This is a genomic window from Psychrobacter sp. M17(2026) (assembly GCF_055699815.1).
The window spans coordinates 1,968,280-1,987,613 of sequence record NZ_CM146741.1 but is presented as its reverse complement, the minus strand read 5'-3'; the positions used below and the strand labels follow the sequence as shown (position 1 = coordinate 1,987,613).

Here is a 19,334-nt window from a genome sequence, read left to right as displayed (position 1 = left end):
AATTAATACTTAATCAAGCTAAAGTTTTATTATACATTTCAACACATCTGAGGATTTATCATGGGTAAGAATGTCGTAGTTTTAGGAAGTCAATGGGGCGATGAGGGTAAAGGCAAAATCGTCGATTTATTGACCGAAAAAGCCTCAGCGGTAGCCCGTTTTCAAGGCGGCCATAACGCAGGACATACACTGGTAGTCGATGGAAAAACGACAGTACTACATTTGATTCCATCAGGTATTCTACGCGAAGGGGTGACTTGTTTTATTGGTAATGGTGTAGTGCTTGCACCTGATGCCCTGCTTAAAGAGATGAAAGGGTTAGAAGATAACAATGTACCCGTACGCGAGCGTTTGCGTATCTCGCCAAACTGCCCGCTTATCATGCCGTATCACGTTGCGCTTGATCAAGCTCGCGAAGCCAAACGTGGCAGTGGCAAAATCGGTACGACCGGTCGCGGCATTGGTCCCGCTTATGAAGATAAAGTCGCTCGCCGTGCGATCAAGCTGGCTGATCTGTTCCGTGATGATCTTGAGGAAAAGCTACGTAATTTAATTGAATACCATAACTTTCAATTAACTCAATATTATAAAGTCGATGCTATTGATTTTGATGAGACCTTTGCGCTGTGTCAAGAGTGGAAAGAAGCCATCAAAGGCATGGTTACGGATGTAACTGAAGAATTAAATCAGATGCGTCTTGCTGGTAAGAACTTGATGTTTGAAGGCGCGCAAGGCACTTTATTAGATATCGACCATGGGACTTATCCGTTCGTAACCAGCTCAAGCGTGACCGCTGGTGGCGTATCGACAGGGACGGGTATTGGACCACTATACTTAGATTATGTATTGGGTATTACCAAAGCCTATACCACTCGTGTTGGTAGTGGCCCTTTCCCAACCGAGCTGTTCGATGATGTTGGCGCGCATTTAGCTAAAGTCGGTCATGAGTTTGGTGCGACTACGGGGCGTGCGCGTCGCTGTGGTTGGTTTGATGCTGAGGCCTTACGCCGTGCGGTAGTGTTGAACTCTCTATCTGGGATTTGCTTGACTAAGCTTGATGTTTTAGACGGTTTGGAGGAGCTGCGCATCGGTGTCGGTTATGATGTGCCAGAGACTGAATGTGCAGGCGCTCATGATGCTGAATTTTATGAGTCAGTAACGCCAAAGTATGAGACCCTGCAAGGTTGGAGCGAGTCAACGGTTGGGGTGACTAACTATGACGACTTACCTGAAAACGCTAAAATCTATATCAAGCGTATCGAAGCATTGATCGATTGTCCTGTTGATATTATCTCGACGGGCCCTGATCGTGAAGAAACGATCGTATTGCGTGATCCGTACGATGCTTAGATAATCTAAAGTCAACTATTGTAATTTATTATAAGAACCTCATGTTGTTTCATGGGGTTTTTCACATTTATAGGGATAGCAATGTCAAATATAAAAAAACAAATTAATAAGAAATTTTTCATTGAACTAGGGATTTCTTCTGATAAGAAGCAGCCGACCTTCAGCATTGCTAACATTGCTGAATTAATGAGACAAGCTAAAGATAATGCAAATCCCTATGTAATGTTAACAGGAGCAGGGTGCTCTAAGTCTTCAGGAATACCTTTAGCAGGTCAACTAGTTACAGAAATGAACGATAAATTTGATGTGCAGTTGAGTAATTTAACTGATGAAGATAGAAGCAATTACAACAAATGTATGAATGCTTTAACTCATCAAGAAAGAAGGCAGTTGCTTCAAAATCACATTGCAAAAGCAAGTATCAATTGGGCGCATATTGGTTTAGCATCTTTAATGACTAATGGATATGTACAAAGAGTATTAACTTTTAATTTTGATAACATACTGATGCGAGCTTGTGGATTAATTGGTTTATACCCTGCTATCTATGACTTTACTAATGCTGATGTTAATCTTCAGAATCTCATTATTGACCCTTCGATTATTTATTTGCATGGTCAAAGTTACGGTTTTCGGCAGTTGAATGATGAACATGAGACACAAAATCATGCTAACAATATGACTAATTTTATTGCTCAGACTCTGAATACATCGCCTGTGATAGTTGCAGGCTACAGTGGCTTTAACGATGGCTTTTTTGAGCAAATTGATAAACATTATTGTGGCGAACAAAGGTTGTTCTGGGTCGGATATGACAACGAAATACCAGAACATTTGCAAGATTTCTTTAAAAAGTATAGCAATCATGCTTATTATATTGGCGGGCAAGATGCAGATGATTTCTTTGTAAGTCTTATGCAAAATCTTGAATGTTCACCTGAATTTTTTACTAAACATGCTCAACATACGATAGAAGTATTAGACGAAGTTACTAATTTTCCAATACCTAATACTGACGATAAAATTGATATATTAAGCGACCTACGTCAGCAAATGGTAGAGCTCGGAAAACAAACACTGTCTTTTTCAGCAGAGTTATCAAATTTCATGATGAAGGGTAAATATAATGAGGTTATAAGTGCCATAGAAGAAGAAATAGATAAAAATTTAGTTAACAATAATACAAGTACTATAAGTGAGGAAATTAAATATATGTATGCTTGGGCACAAATTAATCAAGCAAACAAAGATTGGCTAGAACTTAATAGCAATGATTTAGATATAAAAAAAGATACGCTCGAACCTATCTTTACACGTTTTGAAAAAGCAGAAAAATTACAACCAAATATGCATGAAATTCATATCGATTGGGGTCTAATTCTATACGATGTAGCTGACTTAACGCAAGACATAGAAACATATAAGCAAAGTATTGCCAAGTTCGAAAAAGCAGATAAAATTCAACCGTTATATTTTTATAATAAGCTTCTTTTAGGGACAGGTTTTTTGAGATTAGCTGAGTTAGAAAAGGATAGTTCCTACAATCAGCAAGCGCTAGAAAAACTTTTGATAGCCGAAGAACTTGAATCCAAAGATGTCTATAATCTTGCATGTGCTTACATTCGATTAGATAAAATTGAGGAAGCTAAGATAAAACTAATGACATGTAAGGCAAATAAAACTTTACCGCATAAAAGTCATTTACTTGAAGATCCAGATTTAGTGTCGTTACACCAAGACTTATGGTTCAAAGATTTTATATCAGACTTAGATTAATTATCACGTTTCAATAGTGACACTCCATAAATTAATCCTATCATTTATAGCCTTAATCATTATAATAGTCAGCAATCATTTATTAGCAATATCGGTTTGTTTTTTTCAGTTTTAAAATAGCCTAAGCTAATATTTTGATACCTAAGTTTATGAATAGTAATTTATAAATTAAAATTCCGCTTTAGTAATCAACTAGGAGCTTTACATGGCTATCGAACGTACTTTATCTATTATCAAACCTGACGCGGTTGGCGGCAACCATATCGGCGCTATCTATGATCGTTTTGAACAAGCTGGTCTAAAAATCGTTGGCGCAAAAATGCTACAACTTGATGATCAGAAAGCGGGCGGTTTTTACGCTGAGCACGCTGAACGTCCATTTTATAATGATCTAAAGTCATTCATGATGTCAGGCCCAGTATTAGTATCGGTACTAGAAGGCGAGAACGCTATTGCTAAGCATCGCGAAATCATGGGCGCAACCAACCCAAAAGATGCTGACAAAGGCACTATCCGTGCGGACTTTGCTAGCAGCATCGATGAAAACGCGGTACATGGTTCAGATTCAGCTGAATCAGCTGAGCGCGAAATCAGCTACTTCTTCAATGATGACGAAGTTTGTGCTCGCACGCGTTAATATGCTCTGCTGTTGATTTATTACTAATTGATGGCTGTAGTATGACTCTGTAGCATTGTTAAATAGTCACATAAAACGGCTTATATCTTATGGGTATAAGCCGTTTTAGTTATTAGGGTAGTAAGTCATCAAAGCGCTTGTATTGAAATTTAGATGATCTCCCCTCATCATGACTATTGCTTTATAATGTCCGCTATAACGTAATCAATCCCTTATCAGCATAAGCTTTTATTCTGAAGTATTGCGCTCATAACGGATTGCTTATTGTAGTATTCATAAACAGCACTCATAAACAGTACCTGTAAAAAGCATCTATGAAAGTATCTAAAAATTGTAAAATCAGTTTCAGTAAAAAGGCCATCTCTTATGTCAACGCTCACTACCATCGAAAAAACGGCTATGAATACAGCCACGTCTACGCAGCCAGTACAAGCACATACGCCAACTAAAGCATCTAAATCCACTAGGCTCAATAGCATCAAGCTGACCGATGAGGCGATGGCTAAGACCAACCTATTGGGTATGACACAGGCGCAGCTGGCAGACTATTTCAAAAGCATTGGTGAGAAGCCGTTTCGTGCTACCCAAGTGATTAAATGGATTTATCAGCAAGGGGTCACAGACTTTGAGCAGATGACCAATCTAAGCAAAGGATTACGTGATAAATTGTCTGCTAATGCTTGTGTTATTCCACCAAAGGTGATTCATCGTCAATATAGTGATGATGGTACACGTAAATGGGTGTTTGAAGTGACAGGCGGCTCATTAGTCGAGACCGTATTGATACCTGCTGATGACAGCAAAGAGAACGGCCGTAAGACTTTATGTGTCTCCTCCCAAGTGGGCTGTGCGCTCGACTGTAGCTTTTGTAGCACGGGCAAGCAGGGTTTTGAACGGGATTTAACCGCGGCTGAGATTTTAGGTCAGCTTTGGGTTGCTAACGCTTCTTATATGACAGATGATCATGACAGTCTTGAGCATGTCGATCATAGCTTGTGGGACAATCAGGTGACCAATGTGGTCATGATGGGCATGGGTGAGCCGCTACTTAACTATACACCTGTTGTCAGCTCGATGGAGCTGATGCTCAGCGATCATGCTTATGGGCTATCCAAGCGCCGCGTGACCTTGTCAACCTCAGGGGTAGTGCCCAAAATGTATCAGCTTGCCAAAGATATCGATGTGGCATTAGCGATATCGCTACATGCGCCCAATGATGAGCTACGCAATGAGCTGGTACCTATTAACAAAAAATATCCTCTAAGTGAGCTGATGGCAGCGGCGCGAAATTACGTGTTTGATGCCAATCCGCGCCACAAAAAGCATGTGACCATTGAATACGTCATGCTCAATGGCGTCAATGATAGTAATGAGCACGCTGAACAGTTAGTCGCTCTGCTAGCTGATTTGCCAAGTAAGGTGAATCTTATTCCATTCAATCCTTTTCCGCATGCAGGCTATGATAAGTCTAGTAACAATCGTATCCATGCTTTTAGTAATATACTTAGCCAAGCAGGGTTTGTCTGCACTATCCGCCAAACCCGCGGTGATGATATTGATGCCGCTTGTGGTCAGCTGGTCGGGCAAGTAGCGGATCGCACCCGACGCTCGGCAGCTTGGCAACAAAGTATAAAAGATCGTAGTAACTTAAAGTCCAGTAATATAGAGGCGACTGAGTAATATCTAAACCATGCCGATTGCTTTCATTTCTCTATCCTTACCGTGATAGAAGTGTAGCTAGTAGAATTAATAGCAACTAAATTGTACTTATTAGCTTCAAATCTATTAAACTACTGGCTAATTGAATCCTAGCGCTACTATGGCGGTCATAATGATTTATAGATATTTTTGTCAACTTAGTGATAAATTAGACTCTAATGATAGTCTGCAACCCCTAAAGCTATTTCTTTTGAGTTCCTCAGGTAATAGAGGATTTCAAGTAAAAGTAGCTAGCTGTGTCTTGCTGACCGTATTGGCAACAGGCTGTCAAAGTACCTCTAATACGGCCACCGATCTAACCGGTAGTACGCGTTACCAGACTTCAACTGAGCCTACAGATAGTCGCAGCTCAGATAAACAAGAGATTGCTCGCGTTCGTACCTCTCTTGCAGCGCAGTACATTCGCAAAAACGAGCTAGATGCTGCTCAGCGGCAACTAGAAAAAGCTTTTGCTGCTAATAGCCGATATGCGCCCGCCTATGATATGATGGGCGTTTTATTGCAGCAAGAAGGCAGCCGTCTTAATCTTGAAAAGGCCGATCAGTACTTTAGACAGGCTATTTCATTAGACGCGGACTTTACGCAGGCGCGTAATAATTATGGCGTCTATTTATCACAGATGCAGCGCTATAATGAAGCCGTTGCTCAGTTTGAGATTGCAGGTGCGACACTAGGTTACGAAGGCCGTATTGGAGCTCTTGAAAATTTAGGGCGGACTTATTTACAGCTTGATAATCATACTTTAGCAGCCAAAGCTTTTTTACGGGCGCTAGAGGGTAATCGCAATAGCTTAATTGCCCATATAGAATTGGTTGATTTGTTGCTTGAAGAGCAGCGTATTATCCAAGCGCAACAGCTTTATGATGAGACTTTGATACTGGTAAAAGGTCAAGGTATTAGCCCACGCTTATTGCTACAAGGCATCAAATTAGCGGCTGCACAAAACGATACTACGACCCGTCAACAATTGGCACAACAGCTGCTCTCCGCTTATCCTTTAAGCATTGAGGCAAAACAACTTAAGACTTGGCTTAACAATCCAGAGGCTCCATGGAAATGACCAACCCACCATCTACTAATCAATCAACCGCTCAGAAATCGTTCGGTGTTATGTTGCAAAACGCTCGCAAGACTAAGCAGATGAGCTTAGAGACGGTGGCAAGCGAGTTATTTATACTCAAGCGTCATTTGCAAGCTTTAGAGGATGAAGATTTTGCTAATCTGCCACAAGCGGCTTTTTCGCGTGGATTCGCTATTAACTACGCCAAGTTTTTAGGATTAGATCCTGTACAGGTGGCTAGTAGCTTTGATAATGCCTATCCTAATGAGCTAAAGCCGCGTGCCATGGGTAATATTGAGTCGCCACTGCGGCCTATGGGTACGTTACAGCGCGATAATCGCAGCCGTATCCGCTTCAATCCCTTATTAATACTAGCTGTGATTGCGCTTATTATTTTAGCCGTGCTTTTGTTCCGTATGGTAACTAATGCTACCCAAGATACTGAGGAAGTCACGCCTATATCTGAGGATATAACGCTATCGGAGCAGACCCAAGGGGCTGCTATTGATGAGCTTGATACTAGTGTTGGCGCCTCAGGCTCAGCGTTAAACTTGGGTGGTGATGTTGCAGCAACTGCTATATTGCAGTTCAAATTGAGTGATACCGCCTCAGTTGGAGTCATTGATGCTAATGGTAATAGTTTGATTAGCGGTGAGCAGACCCAAGGTAGTTATCAGCTCTCTGGTGTGCCGCCTTTTAATATTGTTATTGATAATATCAATAATGTTGAGCTAATTGCGAATCAACAGCCCGTTGCCTTAGAGCAGTATGCAACAGGTCAGCAAGCTAGCTTCGCATTGACTCCTTAATATTTTTAGACTTATTTACAGTTTGTATTTGAAAAGGATTAATTATGTCAACATCAGCACCTATCGTTCGCCGTGTTACCAAAAATATATATGTCGGTGACGTTGCTATTGGTGGTGATGCACCGATCAGCGTACAAAGCATGACTAATACGGATACTTGTGATATCCCGGGCACTGTTGCGCAAATAGAGCGCTGTGTAGAAGCGGGCGCAGATCTTATGCGTGTATCTACACCGACTATGGAGAGTGTTGCCGCTTTTGGTGAGATTCGCAAATTAGTGAGTGTACCACTCATCGCTGATATACATTTTGATCATAAGATTGCTTTAGCAGTAGCCGAGGCAGGCGCTGATTGTCTGCGTATTAATCCTGGCAACATCGGTAGCGATGCTAAAGTGCGCGAAGTCGTCGCTTGCGCGCGTCACCATAATATTCCTATTCGTATCGGTGTTAATGCAGGCTCTCTAGAAAAAGAGATTCAGCGCAAATATACTGAGCCAACGGGCGAGGCTATGCTTGAGTCCGCTATGCGTCATATCGATATCTTGGATCGTCTCAACTTTGATCAATATAAAGTGTCAGTCAAAGCTAGCAATGTATTTTTGACCTTGGATGCTTATCGTCTAATATCAGCACAGATCGATAACCCATTACATCTTGGGGTGACCGAAGCGGGTGTCTATCGTACGGGTGCAGTCAAATCTGCTATTGCGCTTGGCGGATTATTACTTGATGGCATAGGCGATACGATCCGTATATCACTCGCCGCTGAGCCTGAAGAAGAAATCAAAATTGGCTATGATATTCTCAAGTCATTAAATATTCGCTCAAACGGGGTGAATTTTATTGCTTGCCCTAGTTGCTCACGTCAAGAGTTCGATGTGATACGGGTGATGACTGCTTTGGAAGCACGCCTAGAGGATATTCGTGAGCCGATGAATCTGTCAGTGATTGGCTGCAAGGTTAATGGACCAGGCGAAGCCAAAGAAGCGGATATTGGTGTTGTAGGAGCCGCGCGTCGATCACTAGTCTACCGTATGGGCGAGAAGAGCCATCTTATCGATACGGATAATCTAGTTGATGAAATCGAAGGTATGGTACGCGCTCATGCGGAAGTGCTCGAGAAAGCTCGTGAAAATGAAATCATTCGCGTAAAATAGTATTTTGTAAAATTGGCTAAAAATAACAATTAAAAATTTAGGATATAAGTGCCACATGATCAAAGCTATTAAAGGGTTTAACGATATTTTGCCAGATCAGTCTGCACAGTGGCTAAAGCTTGAGTCTATATTAGCGGACGTGTTATCTAGATATGGCTATGAGCATATTCGTCTGCCTATCGTTGAGCAGACTGATCTGTTTGCGCGTGCTATTGGCGGTGCTACTGATATCGTTGAAAAAGAGATGTATAGCTTTATAGATAAGTCTGAGCCACCTACACCATTGACCTTACGTCCAGAAGGCACAGCAGGAGCCGTGCGGGCAGTGATTGAGCATAACTTATTACGCGGTGATACCCCAAAGCTTTGGTACATCGGTCCTATGTTTCGCTATGAGCGTCCACAAAAAGGTCGTTATCGTCAGTTTCATCAGATAGGTGTTGAGAGCTTTGGTAGTGCGCTGCCAGATGCGGATGCTGAGCTGATTGCGATGACCCATCTGATGTGGCAACAGTTAGGTCTCAAAGATGAGCTGCGTCTTGAACTAAATAGCCTAGGCGAGCTTGATGAGCGTCATGCTTATCGCGATGCCCTAGTGGCTTATTTAACCGATAAACAAGATCAGCTCGATGACGATAGCAAGCGCCGTTTAACTACCAATCCGCTACGTATCTTAGATAGCAAAGAGGCGAGTACTCAAGCATTGCTTATTGATGCGCCAAAACTTGCTGACTTTCTAGGCGAAGATAGTGTGGCACATTTTGAGCAAGTACAAGCCTATTTGATGGCTTTAGGTATTAAGTTTGAGATCAACCCGCATCTAGTGCGTGGCCTTGATTATTATAACAAAACCGTATTTGAGTGGGTGACAGATAAGCTGGGTAGCCAAGCTACAGTTTGTGCTGGTGGCCGTTATGATAGCCTAGTCGGTCAGCTAAAATCAACGGACACTCGTGGCAATAATAAAGCTGATGCTAAGCCTGTCAAGTCTGAGCCTGCGGTCGGCTTTGCGATGGGACTTGAGCGCTTATTGTTATTGATAGACGCAGTTGCTCCTTTTAGCGAAACGGCTGCCTGTGATGTCTTTATTGCCGCGCATCCTGAAGTTTATGGCGCAGGTATGACTTATGCCCAGAATCTTCGCTATCAGCGTCCAGATTTGCGTATTAGAATGGCGAGCGCTACAGGACTAAAAGCGCAAATGAAAAAAGCGGACAAATCAGGCGCGCGCTTGACGGTTATCATTGCGCAGCAAGAGCTGGACGCTAATGAGATCAGTATTAAGGATATGCAAACAGGTGAGCAACGAAGCGTAGCTCAAGACTGGCTCGCTGACGAACAAAACTTTGCTACACACATAAATATCTGATTATAAAATAGCTCGTTTTATTGACTGTGTTTTATTGATTTGACAGTCATAATGATTGCACTTACTATAAATTTACTAGGTAAATATTCATGGCTCTGACCCCTAATACGTCAAACCCAGATGGCTCAATGCAAGCGTTAAAACAATATGGTGGTAATATTATCACCGTTATTTTGCTGGCATTAGCAGGTTACTTTGGCTGGACTTATTGGCAAAATAACCATGCACGGGTCGATACCGTTGCCGCTGATCAATATGCGGATATTCAGCTGTTAAATGAGCAAGTCAGTTTGGCGGCGCAAAATCCAGACCTAGAAGCGGATGCTTTAACAGCACTTGCCGATAGTCGTAAGCAGTTGAATGCTAACATCGATACTTTAGTGAGCACTCATGGTAGCTCAGTTTATGCTTGGCAAGCGCTAATGATAAAGGCTCGCGGACAGGTCGATAGCGATGACTTTGCAGGAGCACGTAAGAGCTTTGAGCAGGCACTAGCTATTGATCTTGGCGATGCAGGACTTACAGCCATAGCTCGTTTGCGTTACGCTGAGACTCTACTAGCCGCAGGCGATGCTGAAGCGGCGTTAACCGAAGCTAAGACCGATATGCCAAGCTCTTTTGAGGGCAGTCAGCAAGAGCTATTAGGGGATATCTATTTGGCTCAAAATGACAAAGACGCTGCTGTTCAGGCTTACAACAATGCTTGGGAGCTGCTACGCAAGCGTCAAGAAACTCGAGCCGTATTAGCTTTGAAAATGGAGAGTTTGGGTATAGTGCCTGAGTCTATCGATGCGCCTACGGAGCTTGTCCAAGCTGCTGCTGCGCCAGCTATTAATCCAGAGACTGTTAATCAAGAACCTGTAACAGATGACGCTGCAAATACTGAGACTCAAACAGCACAATAAATATACTTAAAGCTTAAACTATTGATTGTAGTTTTTGAGCAAAGATTTCAGCCTTTATAGATCGTTCACTTATTTGTAATGAGAACCAACCATGACTTTACTTATTCGCCTTGATAACCGCTTAGTCAATAAAAAAAATATAAGAACAATGGTTACGCATGTCGCAGTATTGGCGCTTATGACCAGTGCAGTCGTTGGCTGTGAGCGAGGTATTAAGCCCGTGGTCAATGATCCTGTAAAATTGGTTCAGCTCGCCCAACCGATCAGTGTGCTACAGCCTGTATTCAACGTAGATGCTGGCAAAAAAGCTAGTGCTAAAGATCCACTTAGCCTACAAGTTGGCTATAGTAATGATCAAATCGTCACTGCCTCACGCGGTGGTGATTTATCAGGTTTTAATAACGCAGGTCAAAGCCTTTGGTCTGTTAATGTCGGCGATCAAATCACAGGTGGCGTAGCACTAGACGACTTTAGCCAAACTGCTATTGTTAGTACGCGTAGCGGCTTGATTATGGCGTTTGATAGCACAACAGGTGCTAAGCGTTGGCAGCAACAATTAACTGGCTCAGTGCTCAGCCCAGCTTTGATCAGTAATAACCGAGTCATTTTGTCAGCTAATGATGGCTTTTTGCATGGATTATCTTTGCAAAATGGTCAATCAGTATGGCAGTTTGCGACTCAAGTACCTGATATTAGCGTGCGTGGCAGCGCTATGCCCACCTTATTAGACGATAAAACCGCGCTAGTGGCGACCGCTGACGGTCGTCTACATGCTATTACTGTCGATAACGGACTGCCGCAGTGGTCACGTCGTATTGGCGTTGGCTCAGGTAGCAGTGAAGTTGAACGTATGAGTGATGTCGATGGCGCACCTATCGTCGACAATAATGAACTGTTCGCCATCAGCTATAGTGGACAGATGCTAGGTATTGACTTGGCTTCAAGACAAGTAAAATTCGTGAATGAACGAGCAAGCTTAAAGTCTCTTGCAGTCAACGCTCAGCAAGTAGTAGCGACCAGTTTAGCAGGTCAAGTAGCCGCCTATGATCGTAATAGCGGCGCAGTGTTATGGCAAAACGATGAGCTAGGCTATCGTCAATTGACAAATCCTGTGATGATAGGCAACTATATTGCCGTTGGTGACTTGGATGGGGTAATACATCTATTCGATTCAGCAACAGGTACTATCGTAAGTCGCGTCCAAACCAAAGGCGCACTGCATACCTTACAAGTGCAAGGCAGTCGCTTGCTAACCCAAAGCAATTCAGGCCAAGTCGCTGTTTGGCAGCTGGCTCGTTAATCGCTATTTTTGTTTTGTTATGCCAATTTGATTTTATTGATAAGCTATGAGCTTATTGTTAGCAAGTTTTTAGCAAAATTTTATTATTATTTATTAGTGTCTAAGGTGATCAACAGCGTATTCGCTGTTTTTGCTTTTAAACACTATCATTGAGAGTAACGCATGAGTATCAAGCCCGTGGTCGCTTTAATTGGCCGCCCAAACGTTGGTAAATCCACTTTATTTAATCAGTTTACTAAAAGTCGTCAGGCTTTAGTCGCTGATCTGTCGGGTTTGACCCGTGACCGTCAATATGGCGATGCTGAATACGAAGATAAAGCTTTTATCGTAGTAGATACTGGTGGTATCGGTGAAGCAGATGACGGTAGCGGTAATATCGATGATTATATGTCTGAGCAGTCGCATACAGCTATTCATGAAGCTGACATCGTCGTGTTTGTGGTAGACGCACGCGTAGGAATGATCGGTGCTGATGCTGAGATTGGTAAGTTCTTGCACACTTTAGGCAAGCCTGTCTACGTGGTCGCTAATAAAGTCGATGGCGCTCATGATTCGGCGCCTGCTGAGTTTTATGCGTTAGGTCTTGGCGAGCCTTATCCTATGGCCGCTAGTCATGGCCGAGGTGTGGGTAATCTGCTTGAAGTCATTACTGCAGATATGCCAGAAAAAGAGTCGATAGTGGAGCCACAAGGTTTGAAGCTGGCGATTATTGGTCGTCCAAACGTCGGCAAATCAACGCTAGTCAATCGTCTATTAGGCGAGGATCGAGTCGTCGTGTTCGATATGCCAGGAACTACTCGTGACAGTATTTATATCCCTTATAAGCGCGATGGCAAAGATTACGTATTGATTGATACCGCAGGGGTACGTCGCCGCGGTAAGATTGATGAAAAGGTAGAGAAGTTCTCAGTAATCAAGACTTTACAAGCTATCGAAGATTCGAACGTGACCGTCATTGTCATTGATGCGCAAGAAGGTATCGTTGATCAAGATCTGCATATGATTGGCTATGCACTTGATGCGGGCCGTGCTTTGGTAGTGGCCATCAATAAATGGGATGGTTTGACTCAAGATCAAAAAAACTATATTAAGATCGAAATGGATCGCCGTTTTAACTTTATTCCTTATGTAAAAGTGCATCTAATATCAGCATTACATGGTACTGGGGTGGGCAATTTATATCCTTCACTCTTACGTGCTTATGATTCTTCAATGTTTGAAGTGTCGACTAATCGCTTAACTCAGATCTTGCAAGATGCGGTCGCTGCTAACCCGCCACCTGCTATTTCAGGTCGCCGTATCAAATTGCGCTATGCTCATATCGGCGGTCATAATCCACCGGTTATCGTCATTCATGGTAATCAAACCGGCTCGCTACCTAAGAGCTATCAGCGTTACCTTGAGAACCAATTTCGTGAGGTATTTAAGCTTGAAGGCACGCCACTCAACGTCGTGTTCAAGCTTAATGAAAACCCTTATGCTTCTAAAAGTGATACACCAACTAAAGCTAAAGCGCAACAGCTTCGCCAGCGTGAGCGTAATAGAGCACAAAAATTCACTACTCGTGAGAAAAAGAAGCGTTAACTATCAGCGTGTTTGCATTGCAAACACGCTTTTTAGTCTTGGCAAGTTGTTATATAAGTGAGTGCTTAATAATCATCAAAACCCATAAGTACAGACTTATACAAGCTATTAAAATCAATCTATTAATTTTATACAACCCCTAGTCAAATATCAGGTAATATAAGTTAAAACATTATTGGCATGATTCAGTGACATGCGTATAAATTCGGTTAAAACGCTCCCAATTCTTATTTGGAACTGTGTGTTGCAGGGGATAGCTGTTGCTGTTTTAATCGCTTTTTTATTGTCTTTCGTTTACGGCTATGTCTACTATTATCAGCAGCAGCGCTTGCATGTGCAGCAATTAGCAGAGCTATTAGCTAGCAGCGCCTCAACGATTGATGGCGCTAATTTAGTAGCCAATCAAGTCAGTATATTACTAGCTGATGAAGCTAGTATTCAAAATATCGTTTTTTATTCCACCGATCATCCCATTGATAACCTTAGCCAAGCGGACATTGACCGAACCAGTAGTGATTGGCATAACGCGCTGTTGGCAGATACCGTCAGTTTCAACCGTGCAGTTACCAGCCGCTACGCTGTAGATGATCAAACACAAGTTAAGAAGCTCAATACAAAGCTATCGTCACTAGAAAGGGGCAATACTGCACTAGATACTAGCGCTACAGTAGATCAATCAACGGCTACTAATGCGCTGGTAGGCTATATCAATATTACCTTAGATGTTAAAAAGCTGCGTATGCAATGGTTACGTAAGACTATTCCGCTTTGGCTACTAACCTTAGTGCTAGGCATCTTAGTGATGGCTTTTATTTTTCGCAAACTGTTACGCTCAAGCAAAGATATTACAGCGCTTGCCACGACTTGTGAGCTGGTAATCAACAATCCTGATCTAGAACAGCTGCCTGTGATTCAGCAGCGTTTCGAATTTCGTGAGCTGATGCATATCAAACAATCTTTTGTTCTCTTATTTGAGCGCTTGCGCGAGCTGCGCGAGCAGTATGCGGCACTAGGAGATTTAGAGCAGCGCTTGCAGCAAAAAGATAAATCTCTTGAGACGCAGCGATATAACTTTCAAAGTATGATTACCCATGAGCTCAAAACATCGCTCAATGCTATCTCAGGTGGCTTGCAATTATTAGATAGTCAGAATTTGAGCTATGATCAGCAAGATACTTTAGCTATTATCAGTAAAGGCAGTCAACATTTGGAGCTTACTTTAGAGCAAATTATTCAACTTAATAAAATTGAAAAAGGTCAAGTGAGGATCAATTTATGTGAGTTTAATCCCTTGCAAATGATTGCCGATCTACTGGCCAAGTTTGATCCTATTGCACAAAAAAAAGGTTTGGCGCTAATCAGTCATACGCATCATATTGACTACACTCTTGAAGGTGATGCCAATAAAATTCAGCAGGTCTTAACGGCGCTTATTGATAATGCGATCAAATTTACCCATCAAGGGCAGATTACTCTTGAGTCGCAATTGACTCATTTTAATCACAGTATACGTTGGCAGATCAAGGTCATCGATACCGGTATTGGCATTGATAATAACTATATTGATAATATTTTTATGCCATTTTTCCAAGTGGACTCCTCAAAAACTCGTCAATATGAGGGAGCTGGTATAGGCCTGCCAATCGTCAAGCAAATGCTCCAATTGCTAGCCGCATCCATTGATGTGGATAGCCGTGTCGGTGAGGGCAGCCAATTTACCGTTGTTATTCCGCTACGTAATAAATATAAAAATTGGCAGCACTCTCCACTAGAGGGTTTGAAGATCATCTACTGTCATGCTGACGATAATGACTTTTTGGCAAAAGAGCTACAACGTTTGGGCGCAGAGGTGACTTTTTGGCCCATTGAGCAACTGTCGATGGCACAATTGGCTGATGCTAGGTTTGATATGATGATGTTTGCCGAAGATATTTTACCTGAGCAAGTAGCGCAGCTGGCGCAATTGGTGCGAGATTACGAAACCAAACACCGAACGTTGCTTATTTATTGGTATCCGATGGATCGAGCGCATGAGAGATATAAGTTTGAGCATGAGCTAAAGATTGCTGGTATTGACTACTATCATAGTGTGCCTGAGCATCCTGAAACTTTGGTTGAGTTATTACAAAAATGGACGGGAAGAGATTAGCTGACTAATTAATTAAATAGTATTAAAAGTTATTTTTTCAATTTCTGGAATAAAGTCATAAAAAATCCTAGTATTAATAGCGAATGTGAGTACTCAGTCATCGCTATCAATACTAGGTGTCAAAAACTTTAATCAAAACGAATTAAAATAAATTCTGCGCCCAGCGTACCACATGCTCCCACATACGACCGATAAAGCCTGCCTGCTCGATGTCACTCGTCGCTACAATAGGAACTGAGGCGACTGCTTTACCATCGATGACTGCTAGCATTTTACCGATCTCTTGACCCTTTTTAATAGGGGCTTCTAAGCTTTCGGGAATATCAACTACAGTGGTAATTTTATTTCTTTGCGTTTTAGTGGTAAGAATCTGTAGATTATCACCCGTTGCCACATCGATCTCTTTGGCCTCACCAAACCATACAGGTAGCTTACTTACGAACTGTCCTGCTGGTGCTTTGGTGACGGTTGTGAAATGACCATAACCCCAATTGAGTAGCGCGCGCGATTGATCAGCGCGAGCCTGTTGACTTTCAGTACCCATAATGACAGATATCAGGCGCATATCATCACGATTGCTCGATGCTACCAAGCAATACCCTGCGGCATCAGTATGACCTGTCTTAAGACCATCTACGGTGCTGTCTGTCGCTAATAGCGCATTGCGATTGCCTTGAGTAATACCATTATAAGTAAACTCTTTTTCGGCATAAAGTTTATAGTAGTCGCCGCTATTTTTGATAATAGCGCGTGCCAATACAGCCAAATCAAGTGCTGAAGCTTTATGAGTCTCAGCAGGCATACCCGTTGGATTAACAAAATTGGTATTCTCCATACCTAATTTTTTGGCTTCCTCATTCATCAAAATAGCAAAGGATGCCTCAGAACCTGCGATATGCTCGGCCATGGCTGTAGAAGCATCATTACCTGATTGAATGATAATACCGCGCAACATATCGATGACACTGGCGGTCTTATTAACAGGGACATACATGCAAGATTGGCTGCTACTACCACGGCACCAAGCGTTCTCGCTCATGAGTACAGGTTCATCCTCAGACAAATCACCTGATGCTAAGCGCTGCTCGATAATATAGCTGGTCATCATTTTGGTCAATGAAGCTGGCGGCAGAGGCTGATTGGCGTTTTTTTGCGCCAGTATCTCGCCTGTGTTGTAATCCATTAACACATAGGCCGTATTGTCCATCGTAGGGGGAGTGATGGCGGCATGTACGGCGACTGTCCCCAAAGATACACTGACACCGATTACTAACTGTGCCAACTGTTGTTTTACACGCTTTACGCTCATAGATTATTTCACCACATTATAAGACTAGATGTGTCTAGAGTATGAGCTGCAATTGACCTTATTGGAATAAGAGATCAATTGTAAAAAATACTAGACGTAAGATTGACGCATCATCTTAGCAACTTAGTGGCTAAGGTGAAATGCATAACTACAAATAATTATTGCCGAAGAGAATAGTCTAAAAAGGCGCTATCATCAATAGGCAAATGAGCAATTTGCTCAAAGTTATTACTGATAATTATTTTACTACGTTTGTCTTATCGTGTCTGCGCTCATAAAAAAGCTTGCTGTACTTCTCAATAGGATGAGTAAGTAAACAGCAAGCTGAAATTAAAAATCAAATAATAGCACCAGCTCAATCAAATGTTGCTCTAGCTTAGCGAATTGATAGCCGCTAAACTAGTGCCTAAGCCTAACACGCTATGTGTAGTACGCTAGATTTAGTACTCTGCATTGGCTAAGTCTTCACAGATGGCTTTGTTATCTTGCTTAGAGAAGCTCATCGTCCAGCTACGAATACTTCGCAAAATCTGACGATAGTCTTGCTGAGTCGATAAGTATTGGATAGCTGATTTTGGGTCTTCAAGCGTTGGCATAAGCTCGTGCAAATGTACATTGTAAGACTTATAAAAGCGCTGCTTTTGATTGCCGTTTAACATAGGCGGGCAGATTTCAGATAGTACTTGCATAACCGCAATCTCGTGCTTAGTAATATTCATCCCCGACATATCAAGAGGAATAGTAGTACTTGAGTTCGGTGCCGCATAAGCTGCTTGGGATAGCATAGCGACAGAGGTGACCAATCCTGCTAAGCCAACTTTGGCTACAGCTTTCATTGCACTAGTAGAGAGAGTTTTGGACAGGGTTGAGACTATAGCTAACATTGGCTGATTATTCATTCAGTATCACACTCGCTTCGCATTATTTGATGCTGTTATGGTAATAGGAATAAAAACAAAAGTCACATATTATATTGACCGATGTGTAGATATATTGTGACCTGAAGGCCAATTATAGCAACATAACGGTAGCATGGACTAATAAGTTGCTTAAGCATTGCAGATAAGTTTGTATTGTTAAGACTTACTGTCTAATATAATCTATTTTTTGCTATTCTTGGTCCTAAATAACTACTCCAAACCCCTAAATTTATTGAAGATAGCGGTATTAAAATCAATATTTTATATATCTTCTTGCCTGTAGTTATCTATAATCTATCACCTGTAATTATCTACGAATCGTTATCTTAAAATCGTTATCTTAAATGCATACCTAAAAATAGGCACCTCAAAATAAGCACCTTAAACTTGTTCCAAAATACCAGCACGTGTTTTGATGCTATTATTGGCAGCCATAAATTTTATCAATGAATCTTTGAAAATAAATGTAGTGAGTCGCTATGAAGTTTTTGATCAGTAATGATGACGGTGTGCATGCGCCAGGTTTGCGTGCATTATACGAAGCGCTATCCAAAATAGGATCGGTCACTGTCGTCGCTCCTGATACTGAGCAAAGTGGCTGTGCTAGTGCGCTGAATATCTCGCAACCGCTATATACACAAACGCTAGAATCAGGGTTTATAGCGGTCAATGGTACGCCTGCCGATTGTATTTATTTAGCCCTGCAGCAGCTCTATTGCGCGACTGGTTTTGACTGCGTGATTACTGGGATTAATTCAGGCGCTAATCTTGGGCAGGATGTGCTATTCTCAGGCACCTTTGGCGCCGCTTTGAGCGCTCAATTATTTGGCGTCCCAGCGATAGCGACTTCTTTAGTTGGTGCAAGTCATAGCAGAGCAGATCAATATAGTCGTTATCGGATGGCCGCCGCGCAAATCGTTGCGCTCATTACCGAGACCTCTATATTAAAGACTATCAAACAGATGCCCTATCATGTATTGAATGTTAACATTCCAGATGTCGCCAGTAGTGCTGATATTAAGGGGCGCAAAGTAACAAGTTTAGGTCATAGCTCAATCGCTAATCCTGTGCATTGTATGCTTGACCCTAGAGGGCGCGAGGCTTATTGGCTGTGTTTGCGTAAGGTGCCATATGTCAGATCTACCGCCATGATTTTGGCAACATCAGCCAATGATACCGATATTCAAGCGATAGCAGATGGCTTTATTAGCTTATCGCCTGTTAGAATACATCATACCCCAATAGACGCCTTAGCTAAGCTGTCGGCTTTGACGTTATAAAACAGTG

15 protein-coding genes are annotated in these 19,334 nt (G+C 42.2%); 13 read left to right on the top strand and 2 right to left on the bottom strand.

Going from position 1 to position 19,334, the window contains the following annotated elements:
* The first annotated feature begins 60 nt into the window (after positions 1 to 60).
* The 12 genes from ACR63T_RS08370 (at position 61) to ACR63T_RS08315 (ending at position 15,818) form a co-directional block, all read left to right on the top strand.
* Positions 61 to 1,350, top strand: coding sequence for an adenylosuccinate synthase (locus ACR63T_RS08370; RefSeq protein WP_472783677.1), 1,290 nt, complete (start codon positions 61 to 63; stop codon positions 1,348 to 1,350).
* Positions 1,351 to 1,431: 81 nt separating this feature from the next.
* The gene (locus ACR63T_RS08365; RefSeq protein ID WP_472783676.1) at positions 1,432 to 3,126 is read left to right on the top strand and encodes a hypothetical protein; all 1,695 of its coding nucleotides are present in this window, start codon (positions 1,432 to 1,434) and stop codon (positions 3,124 to 3,126) included.
* A gap of 205 nt (positions 3,127 to 3,331) precedes the next feature.
* Entirely contained in the window at positions 3,332 to 3,763 is a 432-nt protein-coding gene (ndk, locus tag ACR63T_RS08360; RefSeq protein ID WP_201569400.1) for a nucleoside-diphosphate kinase, read from the top strand.
* A gap of 498 nt (positions 3,764 to 4,261) precedes the next feature.
* On the top strand, positions 4,262 to 5,443 hold the full coding sequence (gene rlmN, locus ACR63T_RS08355) for a dual-specificity RNA methyltransferase RlmN (protein ID WP_305900308.1): 1,182 nt from the start codon (positions 4,262 to 4,264) through the stop codon (positions 5,441 to 5,443).
* Positions 5,444 to 5,672: 229 nt separating this feature from the next.
* Positions 5,673 to 6,542, top strand: coding sequence for a type IV pilus biogenesis/stability protein PilW (gene pilW / locus ACR63T_RS08350; protein ID WP_472783675.1), 870 nt, complete (start codon positions 5,673 to 5,675; stop codon positions 6,540 to 6,542).
* Positions 6,539 to 7,351: a helix-turn-helix domain-containing protein gene (locus tag ACR63T_RS08345; protein ID WP_472783674.1), complete on the top strand. Its 813-nt coding sequence runs from the start codon at positions 6,539 to 6,541 to the stop codon at positions 7,349 to 7,351. The genes pilW and ACR63T_RS08345 overlap by 4 nt, the downstream gene beginning before the upstream one ends.
* Before the next feature lie 44 nt (positions 7,352 to 7,395).
* Positions 7,396 to 8,511 carry a flavodoxin-dependent (E)-4-hydroxy-3-methylbut-2-enyl-diphosphate synthase gene (gene ispG, locus ACR63T_RS08340; RefSeq protein ID WP_472783673.1) on the top strand — a complete coding sequence of 372 codons (1,116 nt, stop codon included), beginning with the start codon at positions 7,396 to 7,398 and terminating at the stop codon, positions 8,509 to 8,511.
* A gap of 55 nt (positions 8,512 to 8,566) precedes the next feature.
* Entirely contained in the window at positions 8,567 to 9,880 is a 1,314-nt protein-coding gene (hisS, locus tag ACR63T_RS08335) for a histidine--tRNA ligase (protein WP_305898411.1), read from the top strand.
* A gap of 89 nt (positions 9,881 to 9,969) precedes the next feature.
* Complete coding sequence (locus ACR63T_RS08330; RefSeq protein WP_305898410.1) at positions 9,970 to 10,785, top strand: YfgM family protein; 816 nt, start codon at positions 9,970 to 9,972, stop codon at positions 10,783 to 10,785.
* A 91-nt stretch (positions 10,786 to 10,876) separates the two neighbouring features.
* Complete coding sequence (gene bamB, locus ACR63T_RS08325; RefSeq protein ID WP_472783672.1) at positions 10,877 to 12,085, top strand: outer membrane protein assembly factor BamB; 1,209 nt, start codon at positions 10,877 to 10,879, stop codon at positions 12,083 to 12,085.
* Between the two features lie 162 nt (positions 12,086 to 12,247).
* On the top strand, positions 12,248 to 13,669 hold the full coding sequence (der, locus tag ACR63T_RS08320; RefSeq protein WP_472783671.1) for a ribosome biogenesis GTPase Der: 1,422 nt from the start codon (positions 12,248 to 12,250) through the stop codon (positions 13,667 to 13,669).
* 193 nt (positions 13,670 to 13,862) lie between these two features.
* A complete protein-coding gene (locus ACR63T_RS08315; RefSeq protein WP_472783670.1) occupies positions 13,863 to 15,818 on the top strand; it encodes a sensor histidine kinase in 1,956 nt (651 codons plus the stop codon).
* Between the two features lie 142 nt (positions 15,819 to 15,960).
* On the opposite strand, the gene ACR63T_RS08310 is transcribed toward ACR63T_RS08315, so the two are convergent.
* Together ACR63T_RS08310 and ACR63T_RS08305 are read right to left on the bottom strand one after the other, a co-directional pair.
* Positions 15,961 to 17,127, bottom strand: coding sequence for a D-alanyl-D-alanine carboxypeptidase family protein (locus tag ACR63T_RS08310; RefSeq protein ID WP_305898407.1), 1,167 nt, complete (start codon positions 17,125 to 17,127; stop codon positions 15,961 to 15,963).
* 440 nt (positions 17,128 to 17,567) lie between these two features.
* Positions 17,568 to 18,026 carry an MCR_0457 family protein gene (locus ACR63T_RS08305; protein WP_201569380.1) on the bottom strand — a complete coding sequence of 153 codons (459 nt, stop codon included), beginning with the start codon at positions 18,024 to 18,026 and terminating at the stop codon, positions 17,568 to 17,570.
* Between the two features lie 500 nt (positions 18,027 to 18,526).
* Between ACR63T_RS08305 and surE the strand changes: the two genes are divergently transcribed.
* Complete coding sequence (gene surE / locus ACR63T_RS08300) at positions 18,527 to 19,327, top strand: 5'/3'-nucleotidase SurE (RefSeq protein ID WP_472783669.1); 801 nt, start codon at positions 18,527 to 18,529, stop codon at positions 19,325 to 19,327.
* Positions 19,328 to 19,334: the final 7 nt, after the last annotated feature.